We start from the raw sequence: 19416 nt of genomic DNA on the forward strand, positions 1-19416 counted from the left end.
TCAGCCTGCCTGACCCGCGCGGGCCGCACGCACCGCATTCACCGCGCGCAGGATCGACTCGCCGGTCGCCGGCGCGTCGAGCGGCGGGTTCACCTTGTAGTCGCCGACCGCCGCGATCGCGTCGCGCACCGCGAAGAACACCGAGAACGGCAGCAGCAGCGGCGGCTCGCCGACGGCCTTCGACCTGTGGATGCTGTCCTCGACGTTGCGGTTCTCGAACAGCCGCACGTTGAATTCGGGCGGCGTGTCGTTGACGGTCGGGATCTTGTACGTAGACGGCGCATGCGTCATCAGCTTGCCGCCCTGGCTCCACCACAGCTCCTCGGTCGTCAGCCAGCCCATCCCCTGGATGAACGCGCCTTCGACCTGGCCGATGTCGAGCGCCGGGTTCAGCGACGCACCCACGTCGTGCAGCGCATCGACGCGCAGCGTGCGCATCTCGCCCGTCAGCGTATCGATCACGACTTCCGACACGGCTGCGCCGTACGAGTAGTAGTAGAACGGCCGGCCCTGCAGCTTCGACTGATCCCAGTACAGCTTCGGCGTCGCGTAGAAACCGTCGGACCACAACTGCACACGTGCAAGGTAGGCCTTCGCGATCACTTCGCCGAACGGCACGCCCTGGCCGCCGACCCACACGACGTCGTTGCCGAACTTCACGTCGGCCGCGTCGACCTCGCCGTCGCCGAACTGCTTCGCCGCGAACACCGCGAGCCGCTCGCGCAACTGGCGCGCCGCATCCTGCGCGGCCTTGCCGTTCAGGTCCGAGCCCGTCGACGCGGCCGTCGCGGACGTGTTCGCGACCTTGCTCGTGTCGGTCGCCGTCACGCGAATCCGGCCGAAGCGGATGCCGAGCTCGTGCGCGACGACCTGCGCGACCTTCGTGTTGAGCCCCTGCCCCATCTCCGTACCGCCGTGGTTCACGAGCACCGAGCCGTCGGTGTAGATATGCACCAGCGCGCCGGCCTGGTTGAAGTGCGTGACGTTGAACGCGATCCCGAACTTCACCGGCGTGAGCGCGATGCCCTTCTTCAGCACCGTATTGCGCGCATTGAATTCGCGCACGCCCGCGCGCCGCGCACGGTAGTCGCTCGTCGTCTCGAGTTCGCCGAGCAGCTCCTGCAGCACGTTGTCCTCGACCGTCTGCCCGTACGGCGTCACGTTGCGCTCGGTCTTGCCGTACAGGTTCGCGTAGCGGACGTCGAGCGGATCGCGGTCGAGCGCGCGCGCGACGTCGTCGAGGATGTATTCGATCGCGAACGCGCCCTGCGGGCCGCCGAAGCCGCGGAACGCGGTGTTCGACTGCGTGTTGGTCTTGCCGCAGTAGCCGGCGATGTCGACGTCGCCCAGCCAGTACGCGTTGTCGAAGTGGCACACCGCGCGCGTCATCACCGGGCCCGACAGGTCGGCCGAGAAGCCGCAGCGCGACGTCATCTCGAGCGCCACGCCGTCGAGGCGGCCGTCGTCGTCGTAGCCGACGTCGAAGCGGTAATGGAAGTCGTGCCGCTTGCCGGTGATCATCATGTCGTCGTCGCGGTCCGGGCGCAGCTTCACCGGGCACAGCAGCTTCCACGCGGCGAGCGCCGCGCAGCACGCGAACAGGCCCGACTGCGATTCCTTGCCGCCGAACCCGCCGCCCATCCGGCGGCATTCGACCAGCACGTTGTGCGACGCGACGCCGAGCACGTGCGCGACGAGGTGCTGCATCTCGCTCGGGTGCTGCGTCGAGCAGTACACGTGCATCCCGTCGTCGTCCTTCGGCACCGCGTACGCGATCTGCCCTTCCAGGTAGAACTGCTCCTGGCCGCCGAGCAGCATCTCGCCCGACTCGCGGTGCGGCGCGGCGGCGAGCCGCGCGGCCGCGTCGCCGCGCGCGAGCTTCAGCGGCGGGATCACGTAGGTTTCGGCCTGGCGCGCTTCCTGCGCGGTCAGGATCGCGGGCAGTTCCTCGTAGTCGACCTTCGCGCGGCGCGCGGCGAGCCGCGCGGTTTCATGCGACGTCGCGACGACGATGAACATCGGCTGGCCGACGAACTGCACGATGCCCTTGGCGAGCACCGGATCGTCGTGGATGATCGGGCCGCAATCGTTGACGCCCGGGATGTCGTCGGCCGTGAACACGGCGACCACGCCCGGCGTCGCGCGCACCGCGTCGAAGTTCATCGACACGATCTTCGCGTGCGGCTTCGCCGACAATCCGAGCGCCGCGTGCAGCGTGCCCGCGACGACCGGAATGTCGTCGGTGTAGGTGGCACGCCCGCTGACGTGCAGGTGCGCGGATTCGTGCGCGCGCGATACATGCACCTGCGCGGCGTCGGCCTGCGGGTCGAGGGTGCTCAGAAACGGTTCTGCTTGCTGGTTCATCTTCGGTGTTCTCCGTCTTCAGACGCGCGCCGCGTCGGCGCCGGCTTCGGCGGCCACTTCACGCACATTCAGGGCTTGCGGCGGCAGCGGGTCGTGCGGGCGCGTCTCCAGCCAGAAGCGATACATCAGGTTCTTCGCGGTATCGAGGCGATACGTGCTCGTCGCGCGCATGTCGGACAGCGGCTGGTAGTCGCGCTCGAGCGCCAGCATCGCGGCCTGCGCGGTGGCTTCGTGCCACAGCGCGCCGTCGAGCACGGCTTCGGTGTGCGCCGCGCGCTTCGGCGTCGCGGCCATCCCGCCGAACGCGATGCGCGGCTCGCGGATCGTGTCGCCGTCCGCGATGAACGCGAACGCCGCGCAGACAGCCGAGATGTCGGAGTCGAACCGTTTCGACAGCTTGTACGTGCGGAACTGCAGTTTCTCGCGCGCGCCGGTGCGGGTCGGCACCTTCACGCCGACGACGAATTCGTGCGGCGCCATGTCCTTCTGCTGGTAGCCCGTGTAGAGCGCCTCGAGCGGCAGCTCGCGCACCGTGTCGCCGCCGCGCAGCACGACGCGCGCGCCGAGCGCGATCAGGCCGGGCATCGTATCGCCGATCGGCGAGCCGTTCGCGACGTTGCCGCCGAGCGTGCCCGCATTGCGGATCGGCAGCGATGCGAAGCGCTTCCACATCTCGGTCAGCTCCGGATAGGTGCCGGCCAGTGCCGCATACGCGTTCTCGACCGTCACGCCCGCGCCGATCTCGATCCAGTCGCCGCGCTCCACGACGCGCTGCAGTTCGGCGATCTGGCCGACGTAGATCAGGTCGTCGAGCCGCCGCATCTGCTTCGTGACCCACAGGCCGATGTCGGTGCTGCCCGCGAGAATCCGCGCGTCGGGCCGTTCGACCTTCAGCGCGGCCAGCGCGTCGAGCGTGCGCGGCGCCGCGAAGCGCGCGCCGTCGATCGTCGCGTAGTCGAACGTGTCGTCGCGCCTGAGCGACGCGAGCGTGCGGGCGAGCGCGGCCGCGTCGACCGGTGCCGACGGCGCCGGCGCATCGAACATCTGCACGGCCGCATCGACGATCGGGCGATAACCGGTGCAGCGGCACAGGTTGCCCGTCAGCGCGTCGGCGATCTCGGTGCGCGTCGGCACGTCCTTCGCCTTCGCGCACGCGCTGCCGCAGCCTTCGTGGCCGTGCTTCTCGTACAACGCCCACATCGACATCACGAAGCCGGGCGTGCAGAACCCGCATTGCGAACCATGGCAGTCGACCATCGCCTGCTGCACCGGATGCAGCGCGCCGTCCGGCTGGCGCAGGTCCTCGACCGTCAGCAGCGCCTTGCCGTCGAGCGTCGGCAGGAACTGGATGCATGCGTTGACGGCCTTGAACTCGACCGCGCCGGCGTCGGTCAGCTCGCCGACGACGACCGTGCACGCGCCGCAGTCGCCTTCCGCGCAGCCTTCCTTGGTACCGGTGCAATGCGCGTCCTCGCGCAGGTACTGCAGCACGGTGCGGGTAACGTCCGCGCCGCTGACTTCGCGGATTGCGTGACGATGGTAGAAGCGGATCGGCTCACTCATGTCTCGATGGTTCTTCAATTGGGGGGCTAGGCGGCCTGCGCGAAGCGCTCGACCGACGTCTTTCTGACAGTTTGCACGCTATCACCATCAAATTTCGCAACCCATAGCCCATCACGCATGAGGCCCATATAACTGCCGCGATATGAGCGCCGGGGCCGCCCGACGCCTTTTCCGCACTGCCTTCCCGGCGGCCGGCGCCGATCCGTGACGCGCGAAAACGGGTCGCGATTAACTAAATGGTACCTGCGTGAAAACCGGTTCCATGGGAAAATCCCGATTCCGTTTTGCGCCGTCTTCCGTTCCGTCACGCTCCGTTTCGCTCATTCGTTCCGACCCCATGTCATCCGATTCCGCCACACCAGCACGCAGCGGGTTCGCGGTCACGCTGCAAATCGTGTCCGTCGTCTGCTTCACGTTCATCTGCTACCTGACCATCGGCCTGCCGCTCGCGGTGCTGCCGGGCTTCGTCCATGACGACCTCGGCTTTTCCGCGATCGTCGCGGGCGGTGCGATCAGCGTCCAGTACTTCGCGACGCTCGCGTCGCGGCCGCTCGCCGGGCGCTTCGCCGATACGCTCGGCCCGAAGCAGACGGTGCTGCGCGGGCTGGTCGGCTGCGGCGTGTCGGGTGTGCTGCTGCTGGTCGCGCTGCTGCTCGCGCACTGGCCGGTCGCGAGCCTCGTGCTGCTGGTCGCGAGCCGGCTCGTGCTCGGCGTCGGCGAAAGCCTGTGCGGCACCGGCGCGATCCTGTGGGGCATCGGCCGGGTCGGCGTCGCGCACAACGCGAAGGTGATCTCGTGGAACGGCATCGCGACCTACGGCGCGCTCGCGCTCGGCGCGCCGGTCGGCGTCGCGATCGCGCATACGCTGAATCCGGCGCTGATCGGCGTGATCGTGATCGCGCTCGCCGCGCTCGGCTTCTACCTCGCGCGCCTGATCGATTCGGTGCCGCTCGTGCACGGCGAGCGGATGTCGTATGCGAGTGTGTTCACGCGCGTGCTGCCGCACGGCCTCGGCCTCGCGCTCGGCTCGGCCGGCTTCGGCTCGATCGCGACCTTCGTCACGCTGTACTACGCGGCGCGCCACTGGCCGAACGCCGCGCTGTCGCTGACCGTGTTCGGCACGCTGTTCATCGGCGCGCGCCTGCTGTTCGCGAACACGATCAAGACCTACGGCGGCTTCCGCGTCGCGATCGTGTCGTTCGCGTTCGAATGCTCGGGCCTCGTGCTGCTGTGGCTCGCGCCGGTGCCGCACGTCGCGCTCGTCGGCGCGGCGCTGACGGGCTTCGGCTTTGCGCTGATCTTCCCGGCGCTCGGCGTCGAGGCCGTCGCGCTCGTGCCGCCCGCGAGCCGCGGCGCGGCGCTGTCCGCGTACTCGGTGTTCCTCGACCTGTCGCTCGGCATCACGGGCCCTCTCGCCGGTTATGTCGCGGGTGCGTTCGGCTATCCGCAGGTGTTCCTGTTCGCGGCGGTGGCCGCCGCCGCGGGCGTCGCGCTGTCGATGGTGCTGTACCAGCGACAGGCGCGTGTTGCCGGGAGCGGCGCGGCCGCATGAACGGGCCGCGGGGAATCGCGCGCGCCGTCCCTTCTGACGGAATGCCGTCCGAAGCCGCCCGTCGGGTGGCCGGCGATACGCGGCTTAACGCGGCAATATGTTGAAGTCCCGCAGCACGCGGGCAGCCTCGGTGTGGTGCCGGAACGGAACGGCGCGCTCGAGCCTGAGTTTGGGTTCGGCACGATCGAAGAGCACAAGCGCTTCCGACGTGTTGAGATGACGTGACATATACAGAAAGCCGTCGACCCGACGACCATGCCCGTGTACGGCGAGCGACCATTGCTGCGGGATATCGTACGGTGCGACGGTCGACAGCGCCCCGTCGCCGCCGAGGTTTTTCAGCGGCAGGCCGTGCAGGACGGCCACCGTCAGCGGCAAGCCGGTGAACGAAAGCACGAAGCGCTCAAGCTCGGTCGTCACGAGCGGGAAGCCACCGACAGCGAGATCCGCGACTTCGTCGTGCAGCACCGTCTCGGCGAACGCGCAGTGCAGGTCGAAACCGAAATAGCTGGTGCCATACCGGCGCCGCTGGCGCGGGTCGTCGAAACGGTTGCCGCCCGACTTGCCGAAGTATGGCTCGCCTGTCTCGTATCGGGAGACGCGCACCAGCGCCGACGGCGCAATCTCCCGCGTAACCAGCGTCGCATTCGCGAAGTGTTCGCTCGGTGGCCTCAACGTCGACCGCACCCCCTAGCGCTCCGCGAACGCCGCCGCGGCACGCTCCACCTCTTCGCGCCTTCCTTGCGACAGCGCTTTCAGCGGCGTGACGTTGCCAAGGGACGCCTTGGGCGTCGTCAAGAATTGCCATTTGCTCCATCCCGGCAAACCACCCAGGCGTTGCGTCACCTTTCCCAGCGTCTTGCGATCGATATCGCCCGTCAGATAAAAGGCCGGGTAGTACTGCACCGCCCCCACGTCGACCGTGAAGATGCGCCCGGACACGACCGCCTTGCTGAGCGCCTGCCGCGTCATGCCGAGCCTTGCCCAGATCTCCGCGGCCGGCAGCAGCGCGCCCTGTGCGACGAGCGCCCGCCGTTCGGCCAGCGCGCGCCGCTCGAAATCAGCGGCCGCAGCATCCGCGCGTGCCGCCGGCTTCGCATGCTGCTTCGTGCGGCCGGAAGGTTGCCTGTCGCGGGTCGCAGCGGCAGCGATGCCGAACGTGATCGTGCCCGCCAGATCGATGACCTGGGCGATGCCGATCTTGAACAGGTGCCCGAGCTGTTCGTCCGACAGCTTGAGCAGCGCACGCGCCCGATCGGGACCGAGCATGGTCGCGGCACCAACGGCGCTGCGCAACGCCTCCTCGGTCTCGACATCGAGAATCGCAGCCGCGCTTTCAAGTGCATGAGCCTGCCTGACCATCTCCGCCTCCTTATCCAACCGGAGGTTCAAGCCTAGCCTCGAATCGAAACCAAGTCAACCAAGTCAACCTGACGCCTGGTCGCGCCATGCAGCGCGTCACCCGTCCGGCCGTCGTCACGCCGTCCGGAGAAACAGCCGGCGCGTCAGGTCGAACGCGACGAGATTGCCGGCCACCACGAGCAGCAGCCCGATCACCGCGAGCGGCGACCACTGGTAACCCTCGAATACCGTCGACACGGCCAGCGCGACGATCGGGAACAGCACCGTGCAGTACGCGGCGCGCTCCGGCCCGATCCGGCCGACGAGGGTCAGGTACGCGGTGAAGCCGATCACCGAGCCCGGCACGGCGAGGTAGACGAGCGCGCCGAGATAACGCGGGCTCATGTCGAGCGTGAACGACATCCCGGCCACCGCGCTGCCGACGGTCAGGATCGCCGCGCCGATCAGCATCGCCCAGCCATTGGTCGCGAGCGGGTGCAGCCCCATCGACTGCATCCGGCTCGACAGCAGGTTGCCGGCCGAGAAGCACATCGTGCCCGCGAACGCGATCGCGAGCCCGATCCAGGTTGCGTGATCGTCGAGATGGCCGGCCATCTGCTGCCAGAACAGGCACGCGATGCCGACCAGGCCGAGCAGCGCGCCGGCAATCGCTGACGGCCGCAGCGGGCGGCCCATGAACAGCCGGCCGTTGATCGAGTTCAGCAGCGGCGCGGTCGAGAAGATCACCGCGACGAGCCCGCTCGGCACGACCTGCTCCGCGTAGTAGAAGCACAGGAAATTCAGGCAGAACAGCGCGAAGCCCTGCGCGACGAGGTAGCGCCAGGCTTCGCGCGGCGGCCGGACCGGCCGGCGCATCACGCGCAGCAGCGCGAACAGCACGGCGGCCGCGAGCCAGAAGCGCCATGCGATCGACACGGGCGGCGGCACGGAGCCGAGCTGCCACTTGATCGCGATCCAGGTGGTGCCCCAGATCAGCACGGTGACGAAATAAAGCGACAGGTTCATGGCGGCGATGGTCCGGAAATCAGATGAAACGGGACTCCGACTATGCCGCCGCGCGGCGCGCGCCGATTGTCCGGAATTGCGGTCTTTTTCCGGCCGCCGCACCCGGTGCGGCGCGCCCGCTTATACTCGTCGCACCATGAGCTTCTCCCTCTCCGCTCCGCCCGTCGACCGCGCCGCCACCCTGGCCGGCGGCGATTTGCCGTTCGGCCTGCAGTCGGTCTGCCGCACGCTCGCCGACGCGAACGCGACGCTCGAGCGCTTCGCGTGGCTCGGCGACCATCTCGCGATCGCCGAATGGACGCGGATCACCGACGAAAGCGAGACGATCTACGAGCAGCCCGGCCACCACACGCTGTCGTGCTACCTCGACGGCGGCTACCGGACCGAGCGCGAACGCGTGCCGCGCTACGGCGCGCCGAGCCTGCTGTGCGCGCTGCCGGGCGACCACGAATCGCGCTGGTGGGTGCGGGGCGAGATGCACTTCATTCACCTGTACTTCCTGCCCGAGCACTTCACGCAGCGCGCGATCCGCGAACTCGACCGCGAGCCGCGCGAGCTGAAGCTCGCCGACCGCACCTATTTCGAGGATGCGCGCGTCGCCGCGCTGCTGCGCTCGCTCGCGCTGGACGGCTGGGACGATGCCGACAAGCGGCTGCGCGTGAACGAGACCGCGCACGAGGTGCTGAGCCTGCTGCTGCGCGGGCAGAGCACGACGCGCACCGACGCGTCGTTCCGCGGCGGGCTTGCGCCGGCCGTGCGCCGCCGCGTGCGCGACTACATCGACACGTACCTGACGCAGCCGCTGACGCTCGGCGAACTGGCCGACGTCGCCGCGCTGTCCGAATACCACTTCTCGCGGATGTTCCGGCTGTCGTTCGGCCGCGCGCCGCACGCGTGGGTCGCCGAGCAGCGGCTCGCGCGGGCGCGCGAACTGCTGCGCACGACGTCGCTGCCGCTCGCGCAGGTCGCGGCCGACTGCGGCTACGCGAACGCCGGCCACTTCAGCCATCGCTTTCGCGACGCGCACGGCACGACGCCGAATATGTACCGGCGCGCGATGCAGGGCCGCTGAGCGCGATCGCCCGATCGCGGCCCAGCCTGCCCCCGACGCCGGTCGGCCGCGTGCGGCGTTACGCGCCGCGTCGCGACAGTTCCTGTTCGAGCGCCGCGACGCCGGCCGGCAGGTCGACCGGCACCTTCAGGTCGACCATCGTGCGGCCGAACGCATGCAGCGTGCGGAACAGGTTATGTTCGCGGCACTGCTCGCCCATCTGCCCGATCCGCACGATCGGCAACCCGAACGAGCCCGAGATCTCGACCTGATACTGCTTCGAGATATGGCCGCAGACCATCCCGGGCGTGAGCCCTTCCGGCGTCTCGATCCCGACCACCGAATTGAGCCGGCAGTCCTTCGGCGCATAAAGCTTGAGCCCCATCGACTCGACACCCGCCTGCAGCGCGAGCGAGCAGCGCAGGTGGCGCGCGAAGCGGCTTTCCAGCGTCTCCGCGCAAACCAGCCGCAGCGCCTCGTGCAGCGCGAGCACGCCCGACACCGGCGCCGTGTAGTGATAGCCGGCGTTGTGCCAGAAGTTCTCCGCGAGCGCCATGTCGAGGCACCAGTGCGTATTCGGCTCCGGGCGATGCTTCATGCGCTCCCACGCGGCGTCGGAAAACGCGATCAGCGACACGCCCGGGATCGATGACAGCCCCTTCTGGCCGCCGGTGATCACCGCGTCGATGCCCCATGCGTCCATGTCGAGCGGCATCGTCGACAGCGTGCACACCGCGTCGACGACGACCAGCGCGCCGGCCGCCTTCGCGAGCGCCGCGATGTCGCGCAGGTCGCGGTTCCACACGGTGTTCGATGTCTCGCCCTGCACGATCGTGACGATCTCGGGCCGCTCGCGCGCGATCGCGTCCGCGATCTCGTCGAGGCTCGCGACCGCGCGGTCGGCCACTTCGAGCGTCGCGACGTCGGCGCCGACGCGCGTGGCCATCTCGGCCATCCGCGCGCTGAAGAAGCCGTTGCGGATCGACAGCACGCGTGTGCCGCGCCAGGCGAGGTTCGAGATCGCCATTTCCATCGCGGCCGAGCCGGGGCCCGCGACGCCGAGCACCCACTTCGTGCGGGTCTGGAACACGTAGCGCGCCATCTCCTTCACCTGCTCGATGATCTTCGCCATCGTCGCACCGAGGTGGTTGATCACGATCGTGTTCGCCTTCGCGACGGCGGCCGGGATCGGAACCGGGCCGGCCCCCATCATCAGCAGCGGTTCTTCGGGCAGGATCGCGTCGAGCGGCACGACGACGGGACAGGGGATCGGCGAGTAATCGATGGACATGGCTGGCAAAAGGTGAGGAAGGGAAATACACGGACGCCCGCCAAACCAACTGCATGGCGAACTGATCGATGATTCCGCGTTCCGCGGCCTCGCGCAAGAGGCACGCGCGGCCGGACAGCGCGACGGTGGCCCGGTCGCCGGACCGGGCCAGCCGGCCGCCCAGGCATCGCGCGCCGGCGTTCCGGATTGGAACGGCATTGCCGGCCGGTTGTGAAACGGTTCCATGCGCGCGATTTTCTCCGCCAATATCGCCGCGTTTCATCGATACCGACGGTTCAGCGCGACTTGCGTATCGAACGAAATAGACCGGATGTTCGATAAAAATCGCCGCACGGAATGCGATACGCAAAACCAGCGCACGGGTAAAAACATCCATTACTGCAGCATGTATTAGGGATCGACTCCCCAAATTACCGGAGCAAACCGGATCGAATCACGAACAACCAATTGATTAACATACGAATTATTCGCCGCCACGATGCATATTCCAATACTCTGCCGTCTTTGAACGGCAGGCACGCGAGATAGCCCGACATTTAACCGGTACTCGCGATTTCGATTTTCCGCAACCCGCCCGTTTTCTCAGGTTGACGGATATCGCAACTGTATTTAACAATCGTCTGCGGAATCGAAAACCGATTTTTCGATACGAGGGAGAACTGGGTGCCGCGCGATGCGTTTTCGAGGTTGCGCGGCGAAAAATCACAACCATAATCAATCAACCGGGCCAGAAATACACAAGCCATGAACCAGATTCAGACCATGCGTGTATTCGTCTGCGTCGCCGAGCAGCAGAGCTTCCGGCGCGCAGCGCACCATCTCGGCGTGTCCAATGCGCTCGTCACGCGTTCGATCGCGATGCTCGAGGGTCACCTGAACACACGGCTGATCCACCGCACCACGCGCAACCTGTCGCTCACCGAGGCCGGCGTGCGCTACCTCGACGGTTGCCGCGCGCTGCTCGAGGAATTCGACCACCTCGAGTCGTCCGTCGCGCATGCCGTGCGCGAACCGGCCGGCACGCTGCGCGTCGTCGCGTCGGGCCTGCTGTCGCCGCTCGCGCTGACGCCGCTCGTCAGCAGCTTCCGGCACCGCTACCCCGAGCTGCGCGTGCAGCTGACCGTCGCCGACGGGCCGCTCGACGTGCTCGAATCGGGCTACGACGTCGGCATCGTCACGGGCAACCGGCTCGACGGCAACCCGACGCTGATCGGCCATGCGCTCGCGCCGAACCCGTTCGTCGCCTGCGCGGCGCCGGCCTATCTCGACCGGCGCGGCGAGCCGCGCGCGCCCGACGACCTGCCGGGCCACGACTGGGTCACGCTCGCGCCGCACCAGCATGCGCCCGCGTGGCAGCTGGTCGGCCACGACGGCGTCGCGCATTCGGTCACGGTGCGCCCGGCCTGCACGCTCAACCAGCTCGCACTCGTGCAGGCGGCCGCCATTGCCGGCGCCGGCATCGCGGTGCTGCCCGAGCCGTGCGTCGCCGACGCGCTCAACAGCGGCACGCTCGTGCGGCTGCTGCCCGGCTACCGGATCGACGACCCGGACGCACAACTATCGCTCGTCTATCCGAACCGCCAGTACGTGCCGGCCCGCACGCGCAGCTTCGTCGAGCATGCGCTCGACCACTTCAGCGCGCAGACGGCCCGCGAGCGGAAGGATTACGGCTTCCTGCGTCCGTCGCGCGGCCCCGACCGCTCCGACATCGTCACGGGCCTGCAGTAAACTGCGCGCGTCAGCCATCGGAGGTGCAGCGTGCGCGTGATCCTGTTCAGCAGCCGGCAGTACGACGACGATTCGTTTACCGCCGCCAACCGGCAGTTCGGCTATCGGCTGCACTTCCAGCCGTCGCACCTCGACGCGGAAACCGCGATCCTCGCGCACGGCTATGACGTCGTCTGCCCGTTCGTCAACGACACCGTCGACGCAGCCGTGCTCGAACGGCTGGCGGACGGCGGCACGCGCCTGATCGCGCTGCGCTCGGCGGGCTTCAACCACGTCGACCTGGCGGCCGCCGAGCGGCTCGGCATCGCGGTCGTGCGCGTGCCCGCGTATTCGCCGCACGCGGTCGCCGAGCACGCGGTCGCGCTGATCCTCGCGCTCAACCGCCGCCTGCCGCGCGCCGTCGCGCGCACCCGCGAAGGCGACTTCTCGCTGAACGGCCTGCTCGGCTTCGACCTGCACGGCAAGACCGTCGGCGTGATCGGCACCGGCATCATCGGCAGCGTGTTCGCGAAGATCATGATGGGCTTCGGGATGCATGTGCTCGCGCACTCGGTGCCGCCGTACAACGACGAGCTGATCGCGTTCGGTGCGCGCTATGTCGAGCTCGACGCGTTGCTGCACCAGGCCGACATCGTCAGCCTGCACTGTCCGCTGCTGCCGTCGACGCACCATCTGATCAATGCGCAGACGCTCGCGCGGATGAAGCACGGCGCGATGCTGATCAACACCGGCCGCGGCGGCCTCGTCGATGCGCAGGCGCTGATCGACGCGCTCAAGAGCGGCCAGCTCGGCCATCTCGGGCTCGACGTGTACGAGGAGGAAAGCGGGCTCTTCTTCGAGGATCACTCCGACCTGCCGCTGCAGGACGACGTGCTCGCGCGCCTGCTGACGTTCCCGAACGTGATCGTCACGTCGCACCAGGCATTCTTCACGCGCGAGGCGTTGGCGGAGATCGCGCACACGACGCTGCTGAACATCGAGGCCTGGCATGCGGGCACGCCGCAGAACGTCGTGACGGCGATTCGCTGACAAATCGACGAAATTGGCTCATTTGACGGTTGCCGGCGCCACCGCAATCGTTTGCTTGCGCCCGCTGCTGCGCAGCCAGCCTTTTTCATGAACAATTTCTCGTTTTGTTGCGACTGATGTAACGATTCCCGCGCGCCGTCTGCTATCGTTGCGCCGACGTTACCCCGCCTCCTCCCGCTCATGCGTTTCGACGACTCCGACATCGCCGCCGTCTACCGCGCCATTTTCGAACGGCGCGACATGCGCCATTTCACGCCGGCGCCCGTCGATCCGGCCGTGCTCGCGCGCTTGCTGCGCGCGGCGCACCACGCGCCGAGCGTCGGCTTCATGCAGCCGTGGCGCTTCATCCGCATCACCGATCCCGCGCTGCGCACCGCGATCCACGCGCTGGTCGAGGCCGAGCGCCGCGCGACCGCCGACGCGCTCGGCGAGCGCCAGGACGAATTCATGCGGCTGAAGGTCGAAGGCGTGCGCGAATGCGGCGAGCTGCTGGTCGTCGCGCTCGCCGACGGCCGCGAGCGCCACGTGTTCGGCCGCCGCACGCTGCCGGAGATGGATCTCGCGTCCGCCGCGTGCGCGATCCAGAACATGTGGCTCGCGGCGCGCGCGGAAGGGCTCGGGATGGGCTGGGTGTCGCTGTTCGACGTCGATGCGTTGCGCACGCTGCTGCGGATGCCCGACGGCGCGAAGCCGATCGCCGTGCTGTGCGTCGGGCACGTCGACGCGTTCTATGCGAAGCCGATGCTCGAGCAGGAGCGCTGGGCCGCGCGGATGCCGATCGAAGCGTGCCTGTTCGAAAACGGCTGGGACGATCCGGCCGCGCTCGACGCCGCCGGATCGCCTTCGTCGCCTGCGGACACGAACGCGGAACCGGATGCAAACGCGCCACGCACATCGGACGCCAGCACCGAAGCGGCACGATCAGCCGCGCTCACCGACGGTCCACCCGAACAGCTGATATGACTCCCGCTGTCAATCGGGATCGGTTTTTGGGGTTTCCGAGAAATGTCGTTCAAATTTCCTGAGCACGGCCCGGCAGCACCATCGTTCCGACCCCGACGAATTCGCACGCCGCAAACCGCCGCCAAATCCCACATTGTGAGCTTCCCGCCCGCTGCCCCGTCGCACGCCGGCAACATCCGTTTTGGCCCCGAGCATCAGGGTTTTCACTGAAGTAGAATCGCGCTGTCGTTCGCCTTCCCGTCCGCCCGCACCGCGCATCCTGCGCCCACCCGAGCGGCGGCTTTTCCCGAGCCTACCGCGATGCCCTTGCCTCTTTTCGCCCTTGCCGTCGCCGCATTTGGAATCGGTACCACCGAATTCGTGATCATGGGGCTGCTGCCCAATGTCGCACGCGACCTCGGCGTGTCGATTCCGGCCGCCGGGATGCTCGTGTCGGGCTACGCGCTCGGCGTGACGATAGGCGCGCCGATCCTCGCGATCGTCACCGCGAAGATGCCGCGCAAGCGCGCACTGATGGGCCTGATCGGGCTGTTCATCGCCGGCAACCTGTTCTGCGCGATCGCACCGGGCTATGCGGTGCTGATGGCCGCGCGCGTCGTCACCGCGTTCTGCCACGGCGCGTTCTTCGGGATCGGCTCGGTGGTCGCGAGCAACCTCGTTGCGCCGAACCGCCGCGCGCAGGCGATCGCGCTGATGTTCACGGGCCTCACGCTCGCGAACGTGCTCGGCGTGCCGCTCGGCACCGCGCTCGGCCAGGCGTTCGGCTGGCGCGCGACGTTCTGGGCCGTCACCGGCATCGGCATCGCCGCGGCCGCCGCGCTCGCGGTCTGCCTGCCGAAGAACCTCGCGATGCCCGACACCAGCATCACGCGCGAATTCAGCGTGCTGAAGCACCCGCAGGTGCTGATGGTGCTCGGCATCAGCGTGCTCGCGTCCGCGAGCCTGTTCAGCGTGTTCACGTACATCACGCCGATCCTCGAGGACGTGACCGGCTTCTCGCCGCGTCAGGTCACCTACGTGCTGCTGCTGTTCGGCCTCGGGCTGACGGTCGGCGGCACGCTCGGCGGCAGGCTCGCCGACTGGCGCCGGATGCCGTCGCTGATCGCGACGCTCGCGCTGATCGGCATCGTCCTTGCGCTGTTCGCGGGCACGATGCATCTGCCGTTCGCCGCGCTCGCGACGATCTTCGTGTGGGGCATCCTCGCGTTCGCGATCGTGCCGCCGCTGCAGATCCTGATCGTCGATCGCGCGAGCGACGCGCCGAATCTCGCATCGACGCTGAACCAGGGTGCGTTCAACCTCGGCAACGCGACGGGCGCGTGGCTCGGCGGAATGGCGATCGGCTCCGGCGTGTCGCTCGTGAACCTGCCGTGGGTCGGCGTCGCGATGGCCGTCGCGGCGCTGGCGCTCACGCTGTGGTCGGCGTCGCTCGAACGCCGCCCGCTGGCCGCGCCGACCGAATACGTGTAACGCGCCGGCGCGCATTCGTTGCGCGCGCAACGCATTCGATCCTGACGGCCTTCATGGACCTTTCAAGGTCCGCGGTGTAGCATCCCGGCCGATGAAAGCCATTCTCAATCGTGATTTCCTCGCGCTCATCCTGAGCGTCGCGGTCGTCGGCCTCGGGACCGGCGCCACGCTGCCGCTCACCGCGCTCGCACTGACCGAAGCCGGACACGGCACCAACGTCGTCGGCATGCTGACGGCCGCGCAGGCCCTCGGCGGCCTCGCGATCGTTCCGTTCGTCACCGCGCTCGCGCGGCACATCGGCTCGCGCCGCGCGATCGTCGTGTCGGTCGTGCTGCTCGCGGCGGCCACCGCGCTGATGCAGTTCACGTCGAGCCTGATCCTGTGGGGCGTGTTGCGCGTGCTGTGCGGCGCCGCGCTGATGCTGCTGTTCACGATCGGCGAGGCGTGGGTCAACCAGCTCGCCGACGATTCGACGCGCGGCCGCGTCGTCGCGATCTACGCAACCAATTTCACGCTGTTCCAGATGGCGGGCCCCGTGCTCGTCAGCCAGATCGCGGGCGCGACGAGCATCCGCTTCGCACTGTGCGGCGCGCTGTTCCTGCTCGCGCTGCCGACGCTCGCGACGATCCGGCGCGCGCCGCTCGCGGGTGACGATGCACATCACGAAGCGCACGGTCGCTGGCTCGACGTGCTGCCGCGCATGCCCGCGCTGATCATCGGCACCGGGTTCTTCGCGCTGTTCGACACGCTCGCGCTGTCGCTGCTGCCGCTCTATGCGATGGATCACGGCGTCGCGAGCGCGACCGCCGTGCTGCTCGCGTCGATCATGCTGTTCGGCGATACCGCGATGCAGTTCCCGATCGGCTGGCTCGCGGACAAGCTCGGCCGCGAACGCGTGCACCTCGGCGCGGGCTGGATCGTGCTGGCCGGCCTGCCGCTGCTGCCGCTCGTGATCGCGAACCCGTGGCTGTGCTGGCCGCTGCTGTTCGTGCTCGGCGCGGCGGCCGGCAGCATCTACACGCTGTCGCTCGTCGCATGCGGCGAACGCTTCCGCGGCGCGGCGCTCGTCACCGCGAGCTCGCTCGTGTCGGCGTCGTGGAGCGCCGCGAGCTTCGGCGGCCCGCTCGTCGCGGGCGCATTGATGGAACAACTGGGCAGCAACGCGCTGGTCGGCGTGCTGGTCGTCTGCGTCGCGGCATTCGTCGCGGCCGCGCTGTGGGAGCGTCGCGCCGCGTTGCAACGCGCGGTCTGACGCAGACGCTGGCACAGACATTCGTGCGCGGCGTCACACATCGGCGCACACGCACCGCCAAGCGCCGGCAAAACGAAAACGGCCCGCGCAAAGCGGGCCGCCCTGTCCTGCCGGACTACGCGTTACGTGTCACGCTGCGATCCGTCACGCACCCCGCGCGGGCAGGATCTTGCCGGCACACGTGCCGAAGCCGACGCGATAGCCGTCGCCCTGGCACCATCCGGCGAGCGTCAGCTCGTCGCCGTCCTCGATGAATGCGCGGCTGCCGCCGCCGTCCAGCGCAACCGGCTCCTTGCCGTTCCACGTCAGTTCGAGCAGGCTGCCGAACGAATCCTTCGTCGGCCCGCTGATCGTGCCCGAACCCATCAGGTCGCCGACCCGCGTGTTGCAGCCCGCGACCGTGTGATGCGCGAGCTGCTGCGCCATGGTCCAGTACATGTGCTTGAAGTTGGTGCGGCAGATCGACGTCGCATGCGCCGCCCCTTCGGCGCGCAGCGTCACTTCGAGCGCGATGTCGAACGCATGCCTGCCCGCGTGCCGCAGATACGCGAGCGGCTGCGGCACCTGCTCCGGCTGCGCGGTGCGGAACGGTTCGAGCGCGTCGAGCGTGACGATCCACGGCGAAATCGTCGTCGCGAACGTCTTCGCGTTGAACGGGCCGAGCGGCACGTATTCCCACTGCTGGATGTCGCGCGCGCTCCAGTCGTTCAGCAGCACCATCCCGAAGATATGCGCTTCTGCGTCCTCGCACGCGATCGGCTCGCCGAGCGCGTTGCCCTTGCCGACGATGAAGCCCGTCTCCAGCTCGATGTCGAGCTTGCGGCACGCGCCGAACACCGGGCGCTCCTGGTCGGGCAGCTTCAGCTGCCCGTTCGGGCGCCGCACCGGCGTGCCGCTCACGACCACCGACGACGCGCGGCCGTTGTAGCCGATCGGCATCTCCGACCAGTTCGGCAGCAGCGCATTCTTCGGATCGCGGAACATCGAGCCGACGTTGGTCGCGTGCTCCTTCGACGAATAGAAATCGGTGTAGCCGGGGATCTCGACCGGCAGATGCAGCGTCGCGTCGCGCTGCGCGACGAGCACCTGCGCGCGCAGCGCCGCATCGTCGCGCAGCCGCGCGTTGTCGCGCGAGAACAGGTCCGACAGCTGCACGCGCACGCTGCGCCATGCATCGCGGCCGAGCGCGATGAATGCGTTGAGCGTCGGCGCGGCGAACGCGTCGGCGCCGGCCGGCAGCGTCACGAGGCCCGCACGCGCGAGCGCCGCGAGATCGACGATCTGGTCGCCGAGCGCGACGCCCGCACGGCGCGCCGCCTGCTTCGCGTCGCTGAAGATCCCGAACGGAAGATTCTGGATCGGGAAATCGCAGGCGGGATCGTTCGCCGTGTCGACCCAGCTCTTGCGGGCCGGGTCGAGCGTCGCGCGCCAGTCTTGGGTGTCGCTCATCGTTGCTCCGGGTTGAAGTGTTTCTTGATGCCTTGCCAGCATTCGAAGTAGTCCGCCTGCAGCTGCGCGGTGTCGAGCGCATAGCGCGTCGGCCGGATCAGCGTGCGGGTCTCGAACATGAACGCCATCGTCGCGTCGACCTTGTGCGGCTTCGTCGTGTCGCTCGCGGACGCCTTCTCGAACGTGTCCGCGTCGGGCCCATGGCCCGACATGCAGTTGTGCAGGCTCGCGCCGCCCGGCACGAAGCCTTCCGCCTTCGCGTCGTACACGCCGTGCACGAGCCCCATGAACTCGCTCGCGACGTTGCGGTGGAACCAGGGCGGACGGAACGTATCCTCGGCCGCGAGCCAGCGCGGCGGGAAGATCACGAAGTCGATCGTGTCGACGCCCGGCGTATCGCTCTGCGACTGCAGCACGAGGAAGATCGACGGATCGGGATGGTCGTAGCTGATCGAGCCGATCGTGTTGAACAGGCGCAGGTCGTATTTGTAAGGCGCGTAGTTGCCGTGCCACGCAACGACGTCGAGCGGCGAATGGCCGATGTCCGCGCGCCACAGGCGGCCGTTCAGCTTCGCGATCAGCTCGAACGCGCCTTCGCGATCCTCGTACGCGGCCTGCGGCGTCAGGAAGTCGCGCGGGTTCGCGAGGCCGTTCGAGCCGATCGGGCCGAGGTCCGGCAGGCGCAGCTGCGCGCCGAAGTTTTCGCAGATGTAGCCGCGCGCGTCGCCGTCCGGCAGCGCGACGGAAAAACGTACGCCGCGCGGGATCACCGCGATCTCGAACGGCTCGACGTCGAGCCGGCCGAATTCGGTCGCGATGAACAGCCGCCCCTGCTGCGGCACGATCAGCAGTTCGCCGTCCGCGCTGTAGAAGAAGCGGTCCTGCATCGAGCGGTTCGCCGCGTACAGGTGGATCGCGCAGCCGTTCATCGCGGCCGCCGAGCCGTTGCCGGCCATCGTCACCAGAGCGTCGACGAAATCGGTCGGCTCGACCGGCATCGGCAGCGGATCCCAGCGCAGCTGGTTCGGCGGCGTCGGCGGCACGTCGGCCGAATCGCCGAATTCCGACACGAGCCGCTGCGGGCCCGCGTACGGCTCGAACGGCCGGTGCACGGCCGCCGGGCGGATGCGGTACAGCCACGAGCGGCGGTTGTGGCCGCGCGGCGCGGTAAACGCGGTGCCCGACAGCTGCTCCGCATACAGCCCGTACGGCGCGCGCTGCGGCGAGTTGCGGCCGTGCGGCAGCGCGCCGGGCAGCGCCTCGGTCGCGAATTCGTTCGCGAAACCGCTCAGGTAGCCGGCGGTCGCCGGTTTCGACAGGTCAAGCGTCATCGTTTC

At 68.4% G+C, this 19416-nt stretch carries 15 protein-coding genes; 7 read left to right on the forward strand and 8 right to left on the reverse strand.

Going from position 1 to position 19416, the window contains the following annotated elements:
• Window positions 1-2364 (reverse strand): xanthine dehydrogenase molybdopterin binding subunit, encoded by a 2364-nt coding sequence (xdhB, locus tag KVT39_RS06690; RefSeq protein WP_217588204.1) that lies wholly within the window; start codon window positions 2362-2364, stop codon window positions 1-3.
• An 18-nt stretch (window positions 2365-2382) separates the two neighbouring features.
• The gene (xdhA, locus tag KVT39_RS06695) at window positions 2383-3927 is read right to left on the reverse strand and encodes a xanthine dehydrogenase small subunit (RefSeq protein ID WP_217588205.1); all 1545 of its coding nucleotides are present in this window, start codon (window positions 3925-3927) and stop codon (window positions 2383-2385) included.
• A gap of 337 nt (window positions 3928-4264) precedes the next feature.
• Here xdhA and KVT39_RS06700 point away from each other — a divergent pair, with 337 nt between their 5' ends.
• Window positions 4265-5479, forward strand: coding sequence for an MFS transporter (locus KVT39_RS06700; RefSeq protein WP_217588206.1), 1215 nt, complete (start codon window positions 4265-4267; stop codon window positions 5477-5479).
• Window positions 5480-5563: 84 nt separating this feature from the next.
• On the opposite strand, the gene KVT39_RS06705 is transcribed toward KVT39_RS06700, so the two are convergent.
• The 3 genes from KVT39_RS06705 to KVT39_RS06715 form a co-directional block, all read right to left on the reverse strand.
• The gene (locus KVT39_RS06705; protein ID WP_368858906.1) at window positions 5564-6166 is read right to left on the reverse strand and encodes an RES family NAD+ phosphorylase; all 603 of its coding nucleotides are present in this window, start codon (window positions 6164-6166) and stop codon (window positions 5564-5566) included.
• Between the two features lie 3 nt (window positions 6167-6169).
• Window positions 6170-6871: a hypothetical protein gene (locus KVT39_RS06710; protein ID WP_235212533.1), complete on the reverse strand. Its 702-nt coding sequence runs from the start codon at window positions 6869-6871 to the stop codon at window positions 6170-6172.
• A gap of 84 nt (window positions 6872-6955) precedes the next feature.
• Window positions 6956-7846, reverse strand: a complete 891-nt coding sequence (locus KVT39_RS06715; RefSeq protein WP_131948319.1) for a DMT family transporter — start codon at window positions 7844-7846, stop codon at window positions 6956-6958.
• Between the two features lie 136 nt (window positions 7847-7982).
• Between KVT39_RS06715 and KVT39_RS06720 the strand changes: the two genes are divergently transcribed.
• On the forward strand, window positions 7983-8918 hold the full coding sequence (locus KVT39_RS06720; protein WP_217588207.1) for an AraC family transcriptional regulator: 936 nt from the start codon (window positions 7983-7985) through the stop codon (window positions 8916-8918).
• Between the two features lie 58 nt (window positions 8919-8976).
• Here the strand turns inward: KVT39_RS06720 and KVT39_RS06725 are convergent, their stop codons facing one another.
• On the reverse strand, window positions 8977-10188 hold the full coding sequence (locus KVT39_RS06725) for an alanine--glyoxylate aminotransferase family protein (RefSeq protein ID WP_034182848.1): 1212 nt from the start codon (window positions 10186-10188) through the stop codon (window positions 8977-8979).
• A gap of 744 nt (window positions 10189-10932) precedes the next feature.
• Between KVT39_RS06725 and KVT39_RS06730 the strand changes: the two genes are divergently transcribed.
• The 5 genes from KVT39_RS06730 (at window position 10933) to KVT39_RS06750 (ending at window position 16630) form a co-directional block, all read left to right on the forward strand.
• Window positions 10933-11916, forward strand: coding sequence for a LysR family transcriptional regulator (locus tag KVT39_RS06730; RefSeq protein ID WP_034182847.1), 984 nt, complete (start codon window positions 10933-10935; stop codon window positions 11914-11916).
• A gap of 30 nt (window positions 11917-11946) precedes the next feature.
• Window positions 11947-12945 (forward strand): 2-hydroxyacid dehydrogenase, encoded by a 999-nt coding sequence (locus tag KVT39_RS06735; RefSeq protein ID WP_034182846.1) that lies wholly within the window; start codon window positions 11947-11949, stop codon window positions 12943-12945.
• A 180-nt stretch (window positions 12946-13125) separates the two neighbouring features.
• Window positions 13126-13908, forward strand: coding sequence for a 5,6-dimethylbenzimidazole synthase (bluB, locus tag KVT39_RS06740; RefSeq protein WP_034182845.1), 783 nt, complete (start codon window positions 13126-13128; stop codon window positions 13906-13908).
• A 300-nt stretch (window positions 13909-14208) separates the two neighbouring features.
• On the forward strand, window positions 14209-15378 hold the full coding sequence (locus KVT39_RS06745; RefSeq protein WP_034182844.1) for an MFS transporter: 1170 nt from the start codon (window positions 14209-14211) through the stop codon (window positions 15376-15378).
• Window positions 15379-15469: 91 nt separating this feature from the next.
• Window positions 15470-16630: an MFS transporter gene (locus KVT39_RS06750; protein ID WP_034182843.1), complete on the forward strand. Its 1161-nt coding sequence runs from the start codon at window positions 15470-15472 to the stop codon at window positions 16628-16630.
• A 144-nt stretch (window positions 16631-16774) separates the two neighbouring features.
• Here the strand turns inward: KVT39_RS06750 and fahA are convergent, their stop codons facing one another.
• Window positions 16775-18079, reverse strand: coding sequence for a fumarylacetoacetase (gene fahA, locus KVT39_RS06755; RefSeq protein ID WP_105393123.1), 1305 nt, complete (start codon window positions 18077-18079; stop codon window positions 16775-16777).
• Window positions 18076-19410: a homogentisate 1,2-dioxygenase gene (gene hmgA / locus KVT39_RS06760; protein ID WP_175748740.1), complete on the reverse strand. Its 1335-nt coding sequence runs from the start codon at window positions 19408-19410 to the stop codon at window positions 18076-18078. The genes fahA and hmgA overlap by 4 nt, the downstream gene beginning before the upstream one ends.
• Between the last annotated feature and the right edge of the window lie 6 nt (window positions 19411-19416).

Source organism: Burkholderia sp. GbtcB21, assembly GCF_019091065.1.
GTDB classification, from domain to species: Bacteria; Pseudomonadota; Gammaproteobacteria; order Burkholderiales; family Burkholderiaceae; genus Burkholderia; species Burkholderia pyrrocinia_C.